The sequence below is a fragment of the Bradyrhizobium sp. B117 genome, assembly GCF_038969555.1.
In the GTDB taxonomy this organism is placed as follows: Bacteria; Pseudomonadota; Alphaproteobacteria; order Rhizobiales; family Xanthobacteraceae; genus Bradyrhizobium.
The window spans coordinates 2,575,942-2,595,495 of record NZ_CP152414.1 but is presented as its reverse complement, the minus strand read 5'-3'; the positions used below and the strand labels follow the sequence as shown (position 1 = coordinate 2,595,495).

19 protein-coding genes are annotated in these 19,554 nt (G+C 64.9%); 8 read left to right on the top strand and 11 right to left on the bottom strand.

The genetic code is table 11. The features are described from left to right. The first annotated feature begins 27 nt into the window (after positions 1–27). From glgC to AAFG16_RS12565, 4 genes are all read left to right on the top strand, one after another. Entirely contained in the window at positions 28–1,290 is a 1,263-nt protein-coding gene (glgC, locus tag AAFG16_RS12580; protein ID WP_283084841.1) for a glucose-1-phosphate adenylyltransferase, read from the top strand. Then, entirely contained in the window at positions 1,287–2,747 is a 1,461-nt protein-coding gene (glgA, locus tag AAFG16_RS12575; RefSeq protein WP_342739338.1) for a glycogen synthase GlgA, read from the top strand. Before glgC ends, glgA begins: the two co-directional genes overlap by 4 nt. A 132-nt stretch (positions 2,748–2,879) precedes the next feature. After that, a complete protein-coding gene (locus AAFG16_RS12570; RefSeq protein WP_283084839.1) occupies positions 2,880–3,140 on the top strand; it encodes a SemiSWEET transporter in 261 nt (86 codons plus the stop codon). Between the two features lie 312 nt (positions 3,141–3,452). Next, positions 3,453–4,136, top strand: a complete 684-nt coding sequence (locus tag AAFG16_RS12565) for a nucleoside deaminase (protein ID WP_342739337.1) — start codon at positions 3,453–3,455, stop codon at positions 4,134–4,136. A 125-nt stretch (positions 4,137–4,261) separates the two neighbouring features. Here the strand turns inward: AAFG16_RS12565 and AAFG16_RS12560 are convergent, their stop codons facing one another. Together AAFG16_RS12560 and AAFG16_RS12555 are read right to left on the bottom strand one after the other, a co-directional pair. After that, entirely contained in the window at positions 4,262–5,032 is a 771-nt protein-coding gene (locus AAFG16_RS12560; RefSeq protein WP_342739336.1) for a hypothetical protein, read from the bottom strand. Positions 5,033–5,212: 180 nt separating this feature from the next. Next, positions 5,213–6,010: a class III extradiol ring-cleavage dioxygenase gene (locus tag AAFG16_RS12555; RefSeq protein ID WP_342739335.1), complete on the bottom strand. Its 798-nt coding sequence runs from the start codon at positions 6,008–6,010 to the stop codon at positions 5,213–5,215. A 160-nt stretch (positions 6,011–6,170) separates the two neighbouring features. On the opposite strand from AAFG16_RS12555, the gene AAFG16_RS12550 reads away from it, so the two are divergent. Further along, the gene (locus AAFG16_RS12550) at positions 6,171–6,350 is read left to right on the top strand and encodes a hypothetical protein (RefSeq protein WP_027560470.1); all 180 of its coding nucleotides are present in this window, start codon (positions 6,171–6,173) and stop codon (positions 6,348–6,350) included. Between the two features lie 16 nt (positions 6,351–6,366). Here AAFG16_RS12550 and AAFG16_RS12545 read toward each other — a convergent pair whose 3' ends face one another. Both AAFG16_RS12545 and AAFG16_RS12540 read right to left on the bottom strand, forming a co-directional pair. Beyond that, positions 6,367–7,827 carry a carboxylesterase family protein gene (locus AAFG16_RS12545; protein ID WP_342740899.1) on the bottom strand — a complete coding sequence of 487 codons (1,461 nt, stop codon included), beginning with the start codon at positions 7,825–7,827 and terminating at the stop codon, positions 6,367–6,369. 221 nt (positions 7,828–8,048) lie between these two features. Beyond that, positions 8,049–8,225, bottom strand: coding sequence for a hypothetical protein (locus AAFG16_RS12540; RefSeq protein ID WP_342739333.1), 177 nt, complete (start codon positions 8,223–8,225; stop codon positions 8,049–8,051). 240 nt (positions 8,226–8,465) lie between these two features. On the opposite strand from AAFG16_RS12540, the gene AAFG16_RS12535 reads away from it, so the two are divergent. From AAFG16_RS12535 to AAFG16_RS12525, 3 genes are all read left to right on the top strand, one after another. Then, a complete protein-coding gene (locus tag AAFG16_RS12535; RefSeq protein ID WP_342739332.1) occupies positions 8,466–11,156 on the top strand; it encodes an alpha/beta hydrolase fold domain-containing protein in 2,691 nt (896 codons plus the stop codon). Positions 11,157–11,288: 132 nt separating this feature from the next. Further along, entirely contained in the window at positions 11,289–11,564 is a 276-nt protein-coding gene (locus tag AAFG16_RS12530; protein ID WP_342739331.1) for a hypothetical protein, read from the top strand. Between the two features lie 113 nt (positions 11,565–11,677). Further along, positions 11,678–11,983, top strand: a complete 306-nt coding sequence (locus tag AAFG16_RS12525; RefSeq protein WP_342739330.1) for a hypothetical protein — start codon at positions 11,678–11,680, stop codon at positions 11,981–11,983. Between the two features lie 271 nt (positions 11,984–12,254). Here the strand turns inward: AAFG16_RS12525 and AAFG16_RS12520 are convergent, their stop codons facing one another. The 7 genes from AAFG16_RS12520 to AAFG16_RS12490 all read right to left on the bottom strand — a co-directional run bounded on the left by AAFG16_RS12520 (position 12,255) and on the right by AAFG16_RS12490 (position 19,423). After that, positions 12,255–12,410 carry a hypothetical protein gene (locus AAFG16_RS12520; protein ID WP_342739329.1) on the bottom strand — a complete coding sequence of 52 codons (156 nt, stop codon included), beginning with the start codon at positions 12,408–12,410 and terminating at the stop codon, positions 12,255–12,257. 211 nt (positions 12,411–12,621) lie between these two features. Further along, positions 12,622–13,140 carry a septal ring lytic transglycosylase RlpA family protein gene (locus AAFG16_RS12515; RefSeq protein WP_283084829.1) on the bottom strand — a complete coding sequence of 173 codons (519 nt, stop codon included), beginning with the start codon at positions 13,138–13,140 and terminating at the stop codon, positions 12,622–12,624. A gap of 153 nt (positions 13,141–13,293) precedes the next feature. After that, positions 13,294–13,458: a hypothetical protein gene (locus AAFG16_RS12510; RefSeq protein ID WP_342739328.1), complete on the bottom strand. Its 165-nt coding sequence runs from the start codon at positions 13,456–13,458 to the stop codon at positions 13,294–13,296. Positions 13,459–13,488: 30 nt separating this feature from the next. Beyond that, the gene (locus AAFG16_RS12505) at positions 13,489–14,739 is read right to left on the bottom strand and encodes a DUF1501 domain-containing protein (protein ID WP_342739327.1); all 1,251 of its coding nucleotides are present in this window, start codon (positions 14,737–14,739) and stop codon (positions 13,489–13,491) included. A gap of 2 nt (positions 14,740–14,741) precedes the next feature. After that, on the bottom strand, positions 14,742–16,223 hold the full coding sequence (locus tag AAFG16_RS12500) for a DUF1800 family protein (RefSeq protein WP_342739326.1): 1,482 nt from the start codon (positions 16,221–16,223) through the stop codon (positions 14,742–14,744). 291 nt (positions 16,224–16,514) lie between these two features. Continuing rightward, a complete protein-coding gene (locus tag AAFG16_RS12495) occupies positions 16,515–19,034 on the bottom strand; it encodes a M56 family metallopeptidase (protein WP_342739325.1) in 2,520 nt (839 codons plus the stop codon). Then, on the bottom strand, positions 19,031–19,423 hold the full coding sequence (locus AAFG16_RS12490; protein WP_027560480.1) for a BlaI/MecI/CopY family transcriptional regulator: 393 nt from the start codon (positions 19,421–19,423) through the stop codon (positions 19,031–19,033). Before AAFG16_RS12490 ends, AAFG16_RS12495 begins: the two co-directional genes overlap by 4 nt. Positions 19,424–19,554: the final 131 nt, after the last annotated feature.

Sequence of the window (19,554 nt, the reverse complement as noted above, 5' to 3'; positions counted from 1 at the left end):
GAAGCGCCAGAGCTGTGGGAGGTTGACATGAGTGCCGCGAGACCCGAGCCGCTTGCCCGTCAGGCACTGGCGTTCGTCCTGGCCGGCGGACGCGGCAGCCGGCTCCTGGAGCTGACCGACCGGCGCGCCAAGCCCGCGGTCTATTTCGGCGGCAAGTCCCGCATCATCGATTTCGCGCTGTCGAACGCGGTGAACTCCGGCATCCGCCGCCTCGCGGTCGCCACCCAGTACAAGGCGCACAGCCTGATCCGGCATCTGCAGATGGGCTGGAACTTCTTCCGCCCCGAGCGTAACGAGAGTTTTGACATCCTCCCGGCGAGCCAGCGCGTGTCGGAGAGCATGTGGTATGTCGGCACGGCGGATGCCGTGTACCAGAACATCGACATCATCGAGTCGCACAACGCCCGCTTCATCGTCGTGCTCGCCGGCGATCACATCTACAAGATGGATTACGAGGTGATGCTGCGCCAACACGTCGACAGCGGCGCCGACGTTACCGTCGGCTGTCTCGAAATGCCGCGTGTGGAATCCTCGGGCTTCGGCATCATGCATATCGACGAGGACGGCTGGATCCAGGAGTTCCTGGAAAAGCCCAAGGATCCGCCGCCGATGCCGGGCAAGCCTGATGTCTCGCTCGCCAGCATGGGCATCTACGTGTTCGACGCGAAATTCCTCTACGAGGAGCTCAAGCGCGACGCCGCGGACCAAAACTCCAACCACGATTTCGGCAAGGACATCATCCCCTACATCGTCAAGAACGGCCGCGCGATGGCGCACCAGTTCTCGACGTCCTGCGTCCGCTCCGGCAGCGACCCCCGCGCCTATTGGCGCGACGTCGGCACGGTCGATGCCTATTGGGCCGCCAATATCGACCTCACCGACGTGGTGCCGGAGCTCGATCTGTTCGACCGCGCCTGGCCGATCTGGTCCTATGCCGAGATCACCCCGCCGGCGAAATTCGTCCATGACGAGGAGAGCCGGCGCGGCCAGGCCGTGAGCTCGCTCGTGTCAGGCGGCTGCATCATCTCCGGCGCCTCGCTGCGCCGCTCGCTGCTGTTCACCGGCGTGCGCGTCAACTCCTATGCCAATGTCGAGAACGCCGTGATCATGCCTTACGTCCATGTCGGGCGCGGCGCGCGGCTGAAGAACGTCGTGATCGACCGCGGCGTCGAGATCCCCGAAGGCCTCGTCATCGGCGAGGACCCGGAGTTCGACGCCAAGCGTTTCCGCACCACCGAGCAGGGCATCTCGCTGATCACCCAGCCGATGATCGACAGGCTCAATACATGACGCCTGTTCGCGTCCTCGCGGTCGCCTCCGAAGTCTACCCCATCGTCAAGACCGGCGGCCTCGCCGATGTCGCCGGCGCGCTGCCGATTGCGCTGAAGGCGCACGGCGTCGAGATGCGCACCTTGATGCCGGGCTATCCCGACGTGATGCGGCTGCTCACCGGCGCGGACGAGATCCGGCGCTGGCCGGATTATTTCGGCGGCCCCGGACGCCTGCTCGCAGGCTCCCATGACGGCCTCGACCTGTTCGTGCTCGACGTCCCGCATCTCTATGCGCGTCCGGGCAATCCTTACGTCACCACCGACGGCGTCGACTGGGCGGACAATGGCATCCGCTTCGCCGCGCTGTCGCGCATCGCGGCCGATATCGGCCACCGCCTCGTCCCCGCTTTCGTGCCCGATGTCGTCCATGCCCATGACTGGCAGGCGGGGCTCGCGCCGGCCTATCTGCACTACGACAATCGTCCACGGCCCGGTACCGTGATGACGATCCACAACATGGCCTATCAAGGCAAGTTCGACCGCGGGCTGATCGGCGCGATCGGCCTGCCCTGGGAGTCCGCGTTCGACGTCCATGGCCTCGAATATTACGGCGGCATCAGCTTCCTGAAGGCCGGCGTCCAGCTCGCCGATCGCATCACCACGGTGTCGCCGACCTACGCGCGGGAGATCCAGAGCGACGAAGGCGGCATGGGTCTCGGCGGCCTTTTGCGCGAACGCGCCGGCGTGCTCAGCGGCATCCTCAACGGCATCGACACCGAGGTGTGGAATCCGCAAACCGATCCGCACATCGCCTATCGCTTCGGCGCCGGAGACCTGACGTTCCGCGCCGCGAACAAGGCGGTGCTCCAGCAGCAATTCAATCTGGATTCCTCGGACGAAGCGCCGCTGCTCGGCGTCATCAGCCGGCTGTCCTGGCAGAAGGGGCTCGATCTCCTGCTCGAGGCCATTCCGACCATCCTGGCCGAAGGCATGCAGCTCGCGCTGCTCGGCAGCGGCGATCGCGATCTCCAGGAACGCTATCAGGCCGCCGCCCGCGCCAATCCCGGCCGGATCGGGGTCATGATCGGTTATGACGAGATCCTGGCGCATCTGGTCCAGGCGGGCGCCGATGCGCTGATCGTGCCGTCGCGGTTCGAGCCGTGCGGCCTGACCCAGCTCTGCGCGTTGCGCTACGGCGCCGTGCCGATCGTCTCCCGCGTCGGTGGCCTCGAGGACACCATCGTCGATATCGGCGAGGCCGATGCTTCGGGCCGCGATGCCACCGGATTCAAGTTCGGCCCCGTGACCACCAATGCCCTCGTCGGCACGCTGCGCAAGGCCAACACCGCCTTCCACGACAAGCTGACCTGGCGCCGGCTACAACTGAGCGGCCTTGCCACCGACGTCTCCTGGCGCAACCGCGCCGGCGATTATGCCGCGCTCTATCGCGATCTCATGGCAGCGCGCCGGGCGTAGCGTTTTCAAGCGAAGTGGGTACCGGTTCGCGTCCAGAAAACGTGTCAAAACTAGAATCTAGAGCTTCGTTCCGATTTCATCGGAGCGAAGCTCTAGGCGTGGCCTTCGTCGAATCCGTGCTATAGAGCGCGCATGGAACCATTCGTGATTAAGCTGATCGGCTTTGCCGCCGCCACCTGCACCACCGTGGCCTACGCGCCGCAGGCCATCAAGGTGTGGAAGACCCGCTCCACCGGCGACATCTCGCTTGGCATGTTCCTGGTCATGGTGCTGGGCCTCGCGCTTTGGCTCATCTACGGCCTGCTCAGCGGCGACGGCCCGCTGATCGCCTCGAACGCCGTCACCATGCTGCTCGCCGGCGGCATCCTGTTCATGAAGCTGAAGTACGGGTGAGGTTGAAGCTGCGTAGAGCGGATTGGCGCGTGTACCCATAAAAGCCGGGATGTCTGTTTTCGCGGGACCCCGGAGCCGACATAGACAATCAATCATCGTGTGGTCCGTGCGGTACCTGAAAAGTAACGGTCCTTGATCCAGATCAAGTCAGACTGTTTGTAGCCCGCTGCTTAATTGCCAATATGCCAGGCCGCTGGAGCCGCCTCCGTAGCGGCGCCGGAACATTCTTCGTCGCTACGACGCCGCCGTAATATGAAGTGGCGGCGACAGACGCATTATCAACACCGATCTCGCGTTCCCGAGGGGGCGCCTATGACTAGATCAGAAGCTGACGTCCAAGATTTGCGAATGATGGAAAGATGCCTCGAGCTCGCTCGGCAAGGGGTGAAGCAGGGAGAGCTGCCATTCGCCGCCGTAATCGCGTCTCGAGGACAGGTCATCGCAGAAGCGACCAACCGCGTTTCATCGGAATGCGACGTGACCCGACACGCTGAACTCGTGGCTCTTTCAAAGGCGCAGAAGATTCTACGACAAAAGCGTTTGCCGGATTGCACTTTGTATTCAATCGTCGAACCTTGCCCAATGTGTTCTTTCCCGACACGGGAGGCGCGGATTGGTCGCGTGGTGTTCGCCATTTCATCTCCGATCATGGGCGGATTTTCGAGATGGGACGTTCTGTCGGACAACAATTTGTCGAGCAAACTGCCTGAGGTCTTCGGACCTGCGCCGGAAATCGTCTCCGGCTTGCTATCCCAAAGGGCCGAGCAGGTCTGGCGCGACTGGAACCCGCTCGCCTGGCGATTTATGAGACGACGAGGCTGCATCGGACGAGCCGCCGAGCAGACTTCGTGCCATGCGGGCGCGCCTCGGCCAACGTTTTCCTGGAATGCGCTGGCGGATATTTTGGCCGCGCCGGCTCTTTCGGTGAGTAACGTCTTCCTGCGCCGGCGTGCAGATTCAAACACCGTCTCGGACCTGGACAAGCCTCGAGTCTAAAGCATGATTCGGAAAAGTGCGCAGCGGTTTTCCGAAAAGATCATGCGCAAACAACAAGCTAAAGCGCGATGACGATTCATCCTGATCTCATCGCGCTTTAGGATCGGGAGCGCGCTGCTGCAGGATCAGGCGCGTGTGGCTATCGTTTCAAGTGCACGCGTCGGAATGGGAACTGGGTTTCGTGAACGCAGGTGCGGAAAACCAAAGTGAGTTCCGATCCGTTGCTTGGCGCTGCGCAAAGCCATCACCGCGATGACAGAGTCAACGGCGAGCCGGCTAAGACCAGGGAGTTGCCCCGGGTCTTGAACAAGCGAACGTCCAATCTTGCGCAGTTCAGGCTTACCCGCGGGCCCGATATCTATGAGCGCTGCCCTCGGAAGCTTTCGATGCGCAGGGTTTAGAACAACACGACAGACGGCAAAGGGAATTCTGAGTTCGGAAGCAATTCGAGCGACGGTCTGCGACTCCATATCAACGGCGACCGCCCCGGTGATGCCATGGAAGTCCCGTCTCTCTTCAAGACTCGTCATCGGAGCGGCGACTCCAGCTATTGCAGAATGGCTGGCACCCGGGATCATCCGAAGGAGCTCCTCGGCCCAGGGGACGTCAGCTGGATAAGCTTCATCTTTCGCGGCAAATACCGACGAGGCGATGACGATATGACCTGGTCGGAGCTTCGGATCTAGCCCGCCGCATACCCCAAAACTTATGATGCCGCGCGCGCCGTGTCTGATAGCCTCACGCAAGTAAAAGGCGGTCCGGTCACCATCAGCAATCATCGCTGGCGCGCCGGCTATTCTGGCTTCGATCGCGAGTCCAACTACGGCGATGACCGCCTTCATGTCACAGCGGGGGGCGCCAGCCTGAGCGTCGTTGACCGTGACATGCAGCGTCATCAGAGGCGTCGATAATCCTGAAACCGAAGTGTCTCTAGACTCGGGCAATCAAGAGTAAGCCGGCACTAGCATTGTCCGTCTAGACAAAATCGACAGGCCTCCCGATTGGAAGCCAGTTGTTGGGGAACTGTGCCTCGGACGCCACAGCTGCCGCCTTAATCGCGGCGCTGGCAAGCGAGATCAGCCGCCGAACGCATACGACGCCATCGCGACGTTCGCGACCTCGTCGACGAAAACGCGCTTGCCGACATCGCTGCCGGCGGCACCGGCGGCCACCATCAGCGGCAGCAGATGGTCCTCGCGGGGATGCGCAAGGCGCGCGCTCGGTGCGCTCTCCCAGTCGATCAGCATCGCGTTGCGGCGCGCCGCATCGGGGTTGCTGATCGCCTCGTTCAGATAGGCCTCGAAATCATACGAGACGGGCTTGGACTCCGCGCGGCCGAAGCCGCGCATGTTGTGATAGGTGAGCCCGCTGCCGACGATCAGAATGCCCTCGTCGCGGAGCGAGGCGATCGCCTGCCCGACCTTGATGTGCTCGGCCGCATCGTAAGTCGATCTCAGCGACAGCAGCACGATCGGCATGTCGGCGTTCGGATACATCAGCCCGAGCGGCACGAAGGTGCCGTGGTCAAAACCCTGGTTGGGATCCTCCCGACAATCGAGACCCGCTTGCTTGAGCAGCGCCCCCACCCTAGCTGCAAGCTCGGGCTTGCCCGGCGCCGGATATTTGAGGTGATAGGTATGCTCGGGGAAACCGTAATAGTCGTACACCATCGGCGGATGCGCCGAGGTCGACACCGTGAAGGCGTCGGCCTCCCAATGGCCGGTGATGACGAGCACGGCCTTGGGCCTTTCGGGAAGAAGCTGCGGCAGCCGGCCGAACGCTTCGGCGGTCTTCGCATATTGCACCCGTCTGTCCTCCATGAACGGCCAGGGGCCGCCGCCGTGAGACAGAAACAGGGTTGGAAATCGCGTCATGGGTAAAGGCCCGGCTCGAAGACAACATGCGCGTGCGAGCTGCCCGCGCAATCGGCGGCGAGCATAGGCAAACCGGCATGGTTAGCAAGTCGTTAACGATTTGCCGCCCAAAGTCCCTGACGTGTGGCCGAAGGAGTCGGCCGATTGCCAGGGACGTGAGATGAGGAAGTTTGCGCTGGGGGACGTCGTCAACAGTGACAAGGGCCGCCGCGGCGTCGTTCGCGCCGCCTTCAAGTCGCGGGAAGGCCAGCAGTTCTATGCCGTCGAGAAGGACGGCGCGGTGGACTATCTGGAGGAAGACCGGCTGAGCCCGGCGCCGCGCGTCGAGCTCGCGGCCTAGATCCAACTCATCCCGCCTAGCGCGCGAGCCGGTCGAGACGCTCCGACAAGGGATCGTCTCCGCTCGCGATGCGGTCGTTCGTGATCAGCAGCAGGCGATCGCGGTCTGCGGCCGCGTCCCAGCGCGGCAGGTCGGGACCGTTGGGGTCGCCGCCCCTCGCGAAGTTGATCCAGTAGCTGCGCATGCGGCTTGCGACCTCGCGGTCGCGGCGCGAGAAGATGCCTGCACCGGGCACACCCTCCACGCCGAAGATGAACTGCAACTCCCGCCCGTGACCACCGTCGGGATTTGCAAGCCGCGCTTCCGGCACATAAGCAAAACGATAACGAAACGTCGGCGCACCGTTTGCGGCATGCAGGCGGGCCAGCAGTCGCACCGGCTCGGAGAAGACCTTGTCGGTGTAGAACCTCGCCGCAAGGTCTGAGGGCTTGGCGAGATCGGGATAAAGCTTGCGCAGCTCCTCGCTCGTGGCGCCTGACGCTGCGAGCGCCTCCTTGATGTCGAGGTCTGTATCAAGGCCCGCCTCGTCGTCGTTCGAGCCGATGATCAGGGGGATGCGGCTTTCATGGCCGGCCGCAAAGCCCTCGGCAACTTCTCCGGTCACCAGAGCTCCATCGATGAATGGAGCAAAGCCGTGCGGCGATTTTTCCAGCAGATGTTTCTCGGCGGCCAGCAGGCGGCGCGGCTCGGCCGCGCGCAAATCCGCCTTAGACCCAAGCGCCGCCGCGAACTGCCGGCCCACGGCTTCCGCCTCCTGCGCCGAGCGCAAGCGGCTACGGCCCGGCACCGATTGCAGGATGGCTTTCTGAAACAGGCCGCGCAATGGCGCGGACAGCATCAACAGCGCGATCGAGGTCGCGCCTGCGTCGCTGCCGAACAGAGTGACATTGCCGGGATCGCCGCCGAAAGCCGCGATGTTGTCGTGAACCCAGTGCAGCGCCGCGATCTGGTCCATCAGCCCGTAATTGCCGGAGCCGCCGTCCGACGATTCGGGATGGCTAAGCCAGCCGAGCGCGCCGAGGCGATAATTCACGGTGACCACGATGAGGCCCGCCTGCGCGAGCTTGGCGCCGTCGAACAGCGGATCGTTCGCCGTGCCCGAGACGAAACCGCTGCCATGGATGAAGACCATCACCGGCAGCGGACCGTCGACCCCGAAGGGACGGAACACGTTCAGCGTCAGGCAATCCTCGCTCGCGCCTGGCAGCGCTGGCTGAAGGCACGGTGCACCGTAATCGTAGACGGTGCGCATCTCCGAGCTCTCGGCCGTTGCCTGCGGCGGCCGCCAGCGCAACGCACCGACCGGCGCCGCCGCATAGGCCAGCCCCTTGAACGAGGCCACCTCGCCCTCGACGGCGCCCAGCATCTGCCCCTCGCGCGTCAGCGCAAAGGGGAACTGTCCGACCGGCTGGGCGACGGCGAAGCCGGCACAGCAAAGGAACGCGGACGTCGCAATGAGCGCAAGCAGGGACCGCATCATGAGGGATCTCGATGCGCGGAAAGGTTCCTGCAGGTTACGTCTGGGATGCGCGAAGAGGCAAGCTCGGCGGGAGTCGTGCCTCCGTCATGCCCGGGCTTGTCCCGGGCATCCACGTTCTTCACGTCGTAGCGCAAGACGTGGATGGCCGGGACAAGCCCGGCCATGACGATGTGGAAGCTTCAGCCTACCAAAAGCGCTAGCGATTTGATGTGGCGCGCCTAACCGCTCTTCGCGATGATCTCCGCCAGCGCGCGCCTTGCGATGATACCGAGCTCACCGAGCGTAGAGTGCCCCGCCTGCGCCGCCTCGATCAGGCGCTCGGCGATGAATTTGCGGCTGTCGTGATCGCCGCCATGCGGCAATTGGCGGCACGTCTCCTCCAGGACGACGTCCATGTTCGCTTTGGTTCGCTCACTCAACTCTGTCATGACGCCCTGGGCACGCGTGGCTTGTAACCGCAAGCATACACAGAAGGATGTGCTCTGATTAGCCCGGACAATCCCGGCGATTGTGCATCGCGGTGCGTGTATCGTCGCGCGCCGCAACCGACTACCGAAGATTGCGCTTACTCTGATGACAAGCCCAGCCTGCAGGATTAGCCTGCCGGCAAAACAAAATGCACGGGAGGAAATGCCATGCCTGACGCAATGGTTGCGACACGTGCCTCCGAGACGACGCGCGGAACCGCCCAAGAGGTCGACGTTGCCGTGGTCGGCGCCGGATTTGCCGGCCTCTATCTGCTCCACCGCCTGCGCAAGGCTGGCTTCTCGACGGTCGGTCTCGAAGAGGCTGGCGACGTCGGTGGCACCTGGTACTGGAACCGCTATCCCGGCGCGCGCTGCGATATCCAGACCATCGACTACAGCTACACCTTCGATCCTGAACTCGAGAGTGCCTGGACGTGGTCCGAGAAATACGCGACCCAGCCCGAGATCCTGCGCTATCTCGGCTTCGTCGCCGACCGCTACGATCTCAGGCGCGACATCCGCTTCAAGACCAAGGTCACCGAAGCCAGATGGGACGAGGCGGCCAAGCGTTGGCAGCTCACGACCGACAACGGCGCGCCGGTCTCCTCCCGCCACTACATCATGGCCACCGGCTGCCTCTCCGCGCCGAAGCCGCCGGAGATCGACGGCGTCAAGGATTTCGAGGGCAAGGTCTATTTCACCGGGCGCTGGCCGCATGACGGCGTCGATCTCGCCGGCAAGCGCGTCGCGGTGATCGGCACGGGATCGTCGGCGATTCAATCGATCCCGTTGATCGCCGAGCAGGCCGCGCATCTCACCGTATTCCAGCGCACGCCGAATTTTGCGCTGCCCGCGGGTAACGGTCCGGCGCCGGAGGATCGCAGGACTTTCTTTGAAAGCGACCGCGCGGCCTATCGCGAGCAGGCGCGTCAGTCGATGGCCGGCGTGCCCTATCCGCAGCAGACGGTGGTGAGCTGGCAATTGAGCGATGCCGAGCGTCGCGAGCGGTTCGAACGGGCCTGGGCGGCCGGCGACCTCGTCCACATCCTGACCCAGCTTTGGGCCGATCAGGCTGTCGACGTCGACGGCAACAAGATCGTCCAGGACCTGATCCGGGAGAAGATCCGCGCCGCCGTCAAGGATCCCGAGACGGCCGCAGCGCTCACGCCACACGATCATCCCTTCGGCGCCAAGCGTCCGTGCCTCGACACCAACTACTACGCCACTTACAACCGGCCGAACGTCACGCTTGTCAATCTGCGCGAAGAGCCGATCAAGGCGATCACCGCAACCGGCATCACCACGGCCAAGCGCAATGTCGATGTCGACGTCATCGTGTTCGCGACCGGCTTCGACGCCATGACCGGCGCGATCCGCGCCGTGCACCCGATCACCGGACGCGGCGGCAAGTCGCTCACCGACGTCTGGGCACAGGGTCCGCAGACCTATCTCGGGCTCACGGTCGAAGGCTTTCCGAACTTCTTCATGATCACCGGGCCCGGCAGCCCGTCGGTGCTCTCGAACATGGCGGTGTCGATCGAGCAGCATGTCGACTGGGTCGTGGATCGTCTCGCTGCTCTGCGCGACGCCGGCTTCAACACGATGGAGCCGACCGAGACGGCGCAGGCCGCCTGGGGCCGGCACATGGCCGACTGCTCGATGCTGACGCTGCATCGGCTCGCCAACACCTGGTACACGGGCGCCAACGTGCCGGGCAAGGTGCAGGGCCTGATGCCCTATACCGGCGGCGTCGGTCCCTATCGCAGCATCTGCGAGGAGGTCGTCGGCCGCGGCATGCTCGGCTTCAGGCTCACCGGCGCGAACGGCACCGAGCAGTGCAATGACGGCGAAGTCGTGCGCCTGCAGCCCGATGTGCGGCTGGTCATGAACCTGCTCACGTCGCTCAACCTGCCGCCGATCGAGTCGATGGGCGCGTTCGGCGCGCGCGCCTTCGTCAACGAATTCAACAAGGGCCGGCCTGCGGGACGGCCGATCGGCGAGATCGTCGACGGCACCCTGCCCGGCGCCGACGGCCCGCTGCCTTACCGCGCCTACAAGCCGGCGACGCCGGGACCGCATCAGGTCGTGGTCTATTTCCACGGCGGCGGCTGGGTGCTCGGAGACGAACAGTCGGACGAGCCGTTCTGCCGCGACATGGTGCGGCGGACCGGCATGATGTTCGTCAGCGTCGGCTATCGCCACGCGCCGGAGCATCGCTTCCCGGCCGCGGCCGAGGACGGCTATGCGGCGGCGCGCTGGATCGCCGAGCACGCCACCGAGCTCGGCGGCAGACCGGGGCCGGTGCTGGTCGCGGGCTGGAGCGCCGGCGGCAACATCGCCGCCGTCACCTGCCAGCTCGCGCGCGACCGCGGCGGGCCTGAGATCGCCGGTCAATTGCTAGTGTGTCCGGTGACGGACTGCACCTTCGATCGTCCGTCCTACAACGACAATGCGATCGGCTATTTCCTGACGCGCTCGCTGATGTACTGGTTCTGGGACCTCTACTGCTCACCGGCCGACCGCACCGATCCGCGCGTCTCGCCGCTGCGTGGCAAGGTCGAAAGGCTGCCGCCGGCCTTCGTCGTCACCTGCGAGTTCGATCCGCTGCGCGACGAGGGCATCGCCTATGCCGAGGCGATGCAGGCTGCCGGCGTCCCCGTCGAACAGCTGAAGGCACGCGGCCATTTCCACTCGTCCTTTGCGATGGTCGATGTGGTGATCACTGGCGTCCAGGGCCGGGTGCAGATGGCCGAAGCGCTGCGGCGCTTTGCCGGGCTTCCGCCGGAGGTCAGTCGCGGCGACGAGACCAGCCGCGGTCATGTCAGTCCGGTGCACAAGATCGCAGCTGCCGCGAGCTGACGGCTACACGGCGGCCGGGAACCTTTTTCCGGCCGCCGCGTTAAGTGCTCGTGGCATCGAGATGCAGCTATAGTTGTGGGCCCCGGCACGCAAACCAGCGTGCTGGGGTGTTTTTTGCGTGAGGGCGGGACAATGAGGGACGCATCAGTTTCAGGTTCAAAGGTCGATTTCAGTGCGCTTGCGGTCCTGCACAAATGGCCGTCACTGGCGAACCAGCGCCAGCCGGACAGGGACACCTATCAGGTGAGCGAAGGCACGCTCGATCAGTGCATCTCCGCTTTCATGGGCAAGCCGGCGACGACCAGACATCTCTATGAGATCCACACCACGGCGCAGCCGCCTCTGGTCACGGATGTCCTCTCGCCCGAGCACGTCGCCGAGCTGTCGCGCTTGCGGGAATTTCTCTGATTGCGTGCAGGCGCGGAAGGCTGCACGCGCGCGACAAGCTTCCGATCAAGGCAGGAACCTTCTTCCGGTTTTTCCCGTTAATGGGGATCGGAAGTCAAGACGAGTGCCTCAAGATGCTTGAAGCCAGCGTACCATCTTCCATCGTGCCTTATGGCGCAGATCAGACCCTGTTCGTGGTGATCGATCGCCTCGACAAAGCGACCGAAATTCGCATCGAGCGCAGCGATCTCGAAGCCACCATCGGCGAGCTCGTCGCCGGCTGCTTCAACGATCCCATCAAGGTGATTTCCTTCAACACGCTCGAGCACTGGATGAAGGACATCTCCACCGATGTCGCCGGCGAGATCCGGGCGCGCTGCGACATCGACGGCGTCACGCTGCCCGACTATCTCAGCGACTTCGTCGAGAGCCACACCTGATCGCGCATTGCGCAGTTGATGGACTTCAAATCGCACGCAACAAAAAAGCGCCGCGTCCGCGGCGCTTTTTCGTGTCGAAATGTTAGTGGTGCCAGAACAATGCCAGCAGCAGAATGATCGGCAGCGGCACGCCAAGCAGCCAAAGCAAAGCACCTCTTCCAAAACCCATGATGTCCTCCTCCTCTTGCCTCGCCCAGATGACGCGGCAGGCGAAGAGAAGTTCCGCGCCTCAAAGAGAGGGCGAATGCGTTCAGTGCATGGATTAGAGGAGTTAGACGCGCCGGTACTTGCCGGCGATGAGTTCGATCTCGCGGCGGCGTTCGCCGGCGAAGGTCAGCAGCTTTTCGATCGTCAGCGTATCCGTGATCCGTTTGGCGAGCCGCTCGGCACGCGCGGCCTGATCTTCGAGATACTGGATCTTGTTCAAGCGTCCGCCTCCCCAACCGCACTGGATTGTTTGGGCAGCCATGGTGCGCGAGAAGCAGCTAACAGCCGGTTAAGCGCGGTGGGTTTCAGCTCGACGAGTCGCGGCTCAATTGCTTGAGCATGATCTCCGCGCAAGCGCGTTCCGCGTTTGTCGCGAGGGCAAACCGCTGCACACTTTGCGCTAACGCGGCCCTTCGGGTCAGGATCATGCTCTATCGCACGACATCGAGCCGGACGTTGGTGACGCCCTTGTCGACCATGCCGAGCGCCTCGGCCGCGGACGGCGAGATGTCGACCACGCGTCCGCGAACGAACGGCCCGCGATCGTTGACCCTGACGGTGACGAAGCGGCCGGAGGAGACATCGGTGACACGCAGCTTGGTGCCGAACGGCAGGGTCGGATGGGCCGCGGTCAATTCGTTCTTGTCGAACTTCTCGCCGCTCGCGGTTTCCGTATCCGAATAGAAGCTGGCAACGCCATGCGAGGCGCTTTTTGCCTCGCGAGTTTTATCAGGAACGCGCGCCCGGTGGATCGGCCGCGGATGGAATGCCGCGATCCTGTGCGGCCGCTCGATCATAGCTTGGCGGCTGGTGCCGAGATCCGCCCTCTGGCGGCCGACCGGCGATTGCGCGCACGCGGCGAGCGAAGCGGCACCGACGATGACCAGCAACAGCCGGCTCGAAGTTACCAGGGACATCCGGGCAGTTTCGGCACTTGCAATGCGAGACATGATGCGCCCTCCGAACAACCCCAAGTTTCGGTGGGCAATGAGGGCAGAACCTTGTCTGAACAAAAGCGGCCTTGCGGCCACGGTCCTTTCGCGCCAGCTGTGGCCATTCCACCACAGTCCTTGTTCCCGAATCGGAACAAAACTCGCGGGAAATCAACCCGATACAACCCGCAAAATGATTGCCCGCGCGTCCGGCCGGGCCTCACCTGTCTCGGCGTCACCCTTCAGGAGCCGCGTCAGCTCGCGCCAATAGAGCCGTCGCCAGCCGGTTTTCAGGCTGACGAGAAAGTCGAGCTCCAATTGCGTCAGTGTGCACATCACGAACCCGATTCCATTGCGACAACGCCGTCAGCCGAGCAGGCCTCCCATCGGTTTGATCTCAGCGCTGCCGGGGAAGACTGTCTCTGCCAGCACCTTCTCCTCGACGCGCAGATGATCCCGCAGGAGGCCCTTCAGCACGGCACGGAGATCCGTGGTCGGCTTAAGGTCGCGATCCTCGAGTAGTTGCGCCGGCTTCAGGCCCGGCCAGTCCGCGATCACGCGGCCGCCTGCGAGCCCGCCGCCGATGAGGAAGGCAACCGTGCCGGTGCCGTGATCGGTGCCTTGCGTGCCGTTGATGCGCGCGGTGCGGCCGAACTCGGTGACGACGGCGACCACGGTCTCCTTCCACGCCTCGCCCATGTTGCTCTCGATCGCCGCGAACGCGCCGTCGAGCGCGCCGAGCAGATTGTAGAGCTGGCCGGAGGCTGCGCCTTCCGCGATATGCGTGTCCCAGCCGACGAAGCCCATCGCGCCGACGCGCGGGCCGTCGGGCTTTGCGAGATAGCGCGCGGCGGTGCCGGCGGCTTCGGCAAAATAGGCGCGCACGCGTGCGATGCCCGGAGGCGCCAGGGTCGGATCATCAGACATTGGATCGCCCGCGCCCGGCGCGCCGCCGAGCGAAGCAAGCCTCATCCGCGCCTGGAGCACGGTCGCAAGCTTCGGATCGGTGTGCTGGTAGAGATCGAGCAGGCGGTTCTGCGTGTCCCCACTCGCCGGCAGCAGCTTTTGCGGCACCCATGTCATCACAGGCGCCGAGCCACGCACCACCAGCGGCGTCACCGAGCCGATGCCGAGCGCGCGGCTGCCGCGCGGATCGACGCGCCCGCCGGATTCCATCGCAAGCAGCGCGCGGTTGAGCCATCCCGACGCGGTCACGCCGGGTTTCGAGATACCGCTCTCCAGCACGTCCTGGCCGTCGAAATGCGAGCGCTCGCGATAGGGCGTCGCGCAGGCGTGGACGATCGCGGCCTTGCCGTTTCTGTAGAGCCGATGCAGGTTCGGCATCGCCGGGTTGAGCGCGAAGAAGGAATCGAGCGGCAGCGCCGGCGGCTTGGCGTCCAGCAGCAGCGCGCGATCGCCGCGCAAGGAGGGCCAGTCGGGATCGCCGACCGGCGCGACCGCACCGAGGCCATCGAGCGCGCCGCGCAGCACGATCACGAGCAGGCGCGGGTCGCGGCCTTCGGCGCGCGCGATCCGCGGCATCTGGCTCCACGCGAACAGCGCGCCGGAGCCGACCAGAAGCTCGCGCCGCGTGGGCAGATGATGATCAAAGCCCATGCTCACCTCCTCTGAAAATCCGCCGACATGAACAGCAGCGCCAGCGCCTGCTGCCGGCTCTCGGCGCGGCCGACCGCCTGCTTCACCTCGCTCGCGATCTGCGATGCAAACACGTCCTCGATGATCACTTGCGGATCGGCCATGCCGGTGATGCGCTCGGCGAAATTGTTGGCGACGTCGAGCCGCCGGCCGACGCCGTCGATCCAGCTCACCTCGTCGTCCGGATAGCCCTTGGGCATCGACGGACGCCACAGCGGCTCGCCGAGCAGCTCCTGGCCGCCGGTGTAGCGGACGGGATCGACGACCGTGATCCCGGTCGCGCGCACCATGCCGATGACCCATTCGCCGGGACGCTTGAGCTTCGACGGCGGCCCGCGCCAGGCGTCGTCCGACGACACCATCGCGATCGCGACCTGCTTGAGATCGCCTTCGGTGTCGCGGAAGGTCTTCGCGAGCTGCTCGATCAGCCCCAGTGGCGGCTCGTCGGCGACAAAATGGCGCGCGAGCTTGGTTGCGGCATGGGTTGCGGTCGCCGGATGCGCGGCGAGGTCGCGCAGCACGGCGCGGCCCTGCTCGGCGTCTTCCTGGTCGTAGCGCTTGCCGAGCACGGTCTGCCCGCCGGGCTCGTGCAGGCGCGGATTGAAGGTGAACTCGCCGCCGTGAGTGGGATCGGCGCCCGGCGGCACCAGGGTCCAGCCGGTCAGCACATTGGCGAAGCTGATGACGTCGTCCTGGGTGTAGCCGGTGCGCACGCCCAGCGTATGCAGCTCCATGATCTCGCGCGCGAAGTTCTCGTTGAGGCCGCGGCTGCGATTGATCCCCGCGGTCGAGTTCGCGCCCATCGATTCCAGATTGTCGAGATAGAACAGCATCGCCGGATGGCCTTCGGTGGCCAGCAGCAGATCGACGAAGCGGCCGAGCGCATTGGCACGCACCGCTTCGCGCTCATAGGCGCCGGACATGCTCTGGATCCGGTTGGCCGAGATGCAGAAATGATTGGACCAGAACCACACCAGCCGCTCGGCAAAACCGATCTCGGCGGACAGCGCGGCTTCCGTGCGCAGCTTCGCTTCCTGCAAGTAGATGGGGCGGCCGGGATCAGGAATGGCGTCGGCCGCCTGCTTCGCCGCCATCTCGGCGGCGTCCTTCTCCTGGCCTTGCGCCGGCGCCTGCCCCTCGGCCTGTGCCTGAGCCTGACCTTGCTCGCCCGTAGCCGCTTGCGTCGCGGCCATCTGCTGCTTCTTGGCCTGCTGCTGCGCCTGCTTGGCGCGCGCGGTGCGCCGCGCGTTGGCGTCGGCCACGGTGCGATAGGCCTTCGCACTCGTCGGAAGATTGGCCGCGGCGGTCAGCGTGAGCGGCCGGTCCAGTTCTGCGATCAGCGCGCCGCGCGGGTCGGTCCCGACAGCGGCAATCGATCCCGGTCGCGGCCCCATCCCGAAGCGATGAAGCGCCAGCACAGCTTCGGCCTTTGCGGAATTGCTCATGGCGAACGCCCAGATCTTTTCGCGCCGCCCGACGGCATGTCGCACGAAGCTACGAACCGTAATGCTACCGATCGTAGCATTCGCAAGATGAGCGCGCAAGCAGAGATTGAGCGACCGCCATCAAGACATCGGAAGCCGCCGGCCTGTCTGGCCGGCGGCGAGAGTCGTCCTAAAGCATGATCCGGACCCGAAGGGCCGCGTTAGCGCAAAGTGCGCAGCGGTTTTCCGAAAAGGTCATGCGCGAACAACAAGCTAAAGCGCGATGACGATTCATCCTGATCTCATCGCGCTTTAGAAATTCGGCCCGAGCGCGATCTTCGTGATCGTGCCGTTCCTGACGCCGATGCGCCATTCCGCCGAGCCATTGGCGAACTGGGCGACGTAGATGTCGCTGTCGAGCGCAGTGACGCCGCGGAACGAGACCGCGCGCAACGCACCTAACCGCGCCAGGATCGCCTGGTCGAACGGCAGCTGCTGGCGCGTGATGTCGGCCACCTCCGGCGTCATGTGCTCGTAGTCCGGCTGGCCCTTGCCGACGCTCTCGATGTAACGGCGCAGCATCTCCTCGCCATTGGCGATCGGAACGGCGCGGCGTGCCGCGCGTCCCGGCTTGGCACCGATATTCGAGGCTTCCACATTGTGAAAGCGGGTCTGCCGGCCCGGCACCAGGATCTCCATGCACCGCCCCGACTTGTCGGCGATCACCCAGGGATTGTTCACGGTGGTGGTCGCGGCCCAGGTCGCGTTGGGCCTGACGAGGCTCTGCATCCTGCGATTGCCGCCGGCATCGAGATTGAAGACCTGGATGTCCTCGCCCATCTCGTTATAGACCATGATCCTGATCGGCGACGACCCGGCGTGGCCGCGCACATTCGCCTCCTCCGCACAAGGCACGATGCCGCCGAGCTCGTCGTTGCCGTCGGCCCGGAACAGCACGTCGCCGACCTTGCCGTCGGGCTCGAGCAGCAGGCGGAATTCCGCCGTGCCGTTCTCGAACTTCGCGCCATAGATGTCGTAGCCGCCGGGGCCGACGCCGCGGAAGAAGAGCGACTCGACTGCACCGAGCGCTGCGAACGTCGCCTGCGTTTCATTGAGCTGACGATGGATCTTGGCAGCCAGCGGCGCGCTCATGCGATCGTAGTTCGGCGTGCCGCGCCGTAAGTCCTCGATCCCGCGCAAGATCAAGTCCTTGCCGCCGGCGACCGGGACCTGCTCACGGAAGCGATCCGGAACTTCCGCGACACGGCGCGCGAAATCGGCCTCGATCGCCTGCGCCACCGCCGCGTCGATCCGCGGCGCAAGCCGCGCGCCGAAGACCGCGTTCTGGACGAGAACCCGCGAGACCTCGGCCTGCGCGTCGCGCAGGAAGATCAGGAGATTGTCGCCATGGATCGAGAAGACGTCGGCCCCCTCAGTGAGGAGCGCCGCCTGGCCCTGCACGGTTTCCTGCACCTGGAGACGATCGCCGTCGCGGCGCACGGTGAGCACGCGGTTCGGCGCGACCCTGTACCAGCCCACATATTGATCAAGCGCTGCGGGCTCGGCCGCTGCCGTCGGCATCTCGGCGACGCGAACCGCGCGGATGTCGCGGCCGTTCATGCGCAGCATCAGCTCGGAGGAGCGGCGCTCCGCATCAGCCGAGAACGTGATCTCGCCGGACGAGGCCGCGTAGGACGCAGTGCCGTCGCTGCCGACCGTCAGGCGCAGCCTGCGCTGCCCAGTGAGCTGGCCATAGATCTCGTCGCCCTCGCGGAAGATGGCGAACACGGAAGACGGCCCCATGGCATAGAAATTGACGAAGGGGCGATAATGCTGGGCCGGCACCTCGCCGGTCTCCGCGGCGACAGGCGTGGGCTCAGGTGTGCGATAGGCGATCATGCCCGCGGACACGATCACGGCTGGAACGATCGCGGCCGCGATCCACAACCGCTTGCGCCAGCCGACCGCAACGGGCATCGCGGCCGCCGCGATGATGCGCTCGACACGGGCGCGCACGGTCGAGGCGCGCGCCATCGCGAGCTCCACCGGCCGCGGCTTCACGGTGCTGGCGAAATCCAGCAGGATTTCGGCATAGGACAGCCGGTCGTCGATCACCTCGATCGCTTCGGCGTCGCTGATGATCTCTGCGAGCTCGGCGAGGCGCGCGAGCTGCCACCACGAGAACGGGCTGAACCAGAACACCGCGCGGTTGAGCGAGGCGAGCAGCAGGATGTAGAAATCGCCATTGGCGACATGCGCGCCTTCATGCGCGAGCACGGCGAGGCGCTTCTTCGCATCCCAGCCGGCAAATTGCGGCGGCACCAGGATGGTTGAGCCGAAGGTGACGGGGCCGCCGACGTCGCGGCTGACGCGCACATCGGCCCCGATCATGGTCGCGCCGCTCACGGGCTGCGCCGCCCGCGCCAGGCGCCAGGTCAGGCAGAGACCGATGGCGAGCCGCAGCAAGAGCAGCCCGGCGACTCCGGCATAGACGATGGTCGCGACCAGCCACCAATTGATCGAGAACCCGCTCCTCGCCGGCGCCGCGACGGCGGCGCCCGCCGGCATCGCCAGGGCCGGCTGCGGCGTCTCCAGCATCGAGATGTCGGCCGGAACGACGTCGTCCGGCATGGGCATCGGCAGAGGCAGCCGCGTGATGGTCAGCGTCGGCCAATGCATCACGAAAGGCATCGCCAGCGATGCCAGCAGCACGACGATCCACGCCGTCATGTGAACGTGTGGATTGCGCACGCGAAAGAGATAAAGACCGAACCAGACGACGCCTCCCAGCACAAGGGAGCGCAGCGCCGCCTCCGCCAGAGTTGCGATCATTCCTTCTTCACTCCCCTCGCCTTCTTCGCCTTGGCCACCTGATCGGCCAGCGTTCGCAGCTGCTGCTGGTCGAGCATCGCATTGTCCACCATGCCGACGAGGACTTCCTCGATCGAGCCGTTGCAGAACCAGTCGACGATGCGCTGCACCGCCTTGGCGGCGACCTTCGCGCGTGGTTCGGCGGCGGTGTAGACATAGGTCCGTCCGTCCACGGTGTGGTTAGCATAGCCTTTTTCCTCGAGCCGGCGCAGCACGGTGCGCACGGTCGACTCCTTCAGGCGCCGCGACAGCCGCTCACGCACGATTTCGGCCGTGACAGGACCATGGGCCCAAACCAATTGCATGACCTCGCGCTCGAGGTCTCCCAGTTCGGGCAAACGATCGTCCATGGCGGCTTACCTTGCGGCTTGAGTTTCTTGTAACGCTACAGATTGTCGCATATGCGGCCGCGCGGCACAACGGCGATTCCACCTGGAATGGTGTCCGCCGCACCGTCATCCCTGGGCTTGTCCCGGGCATC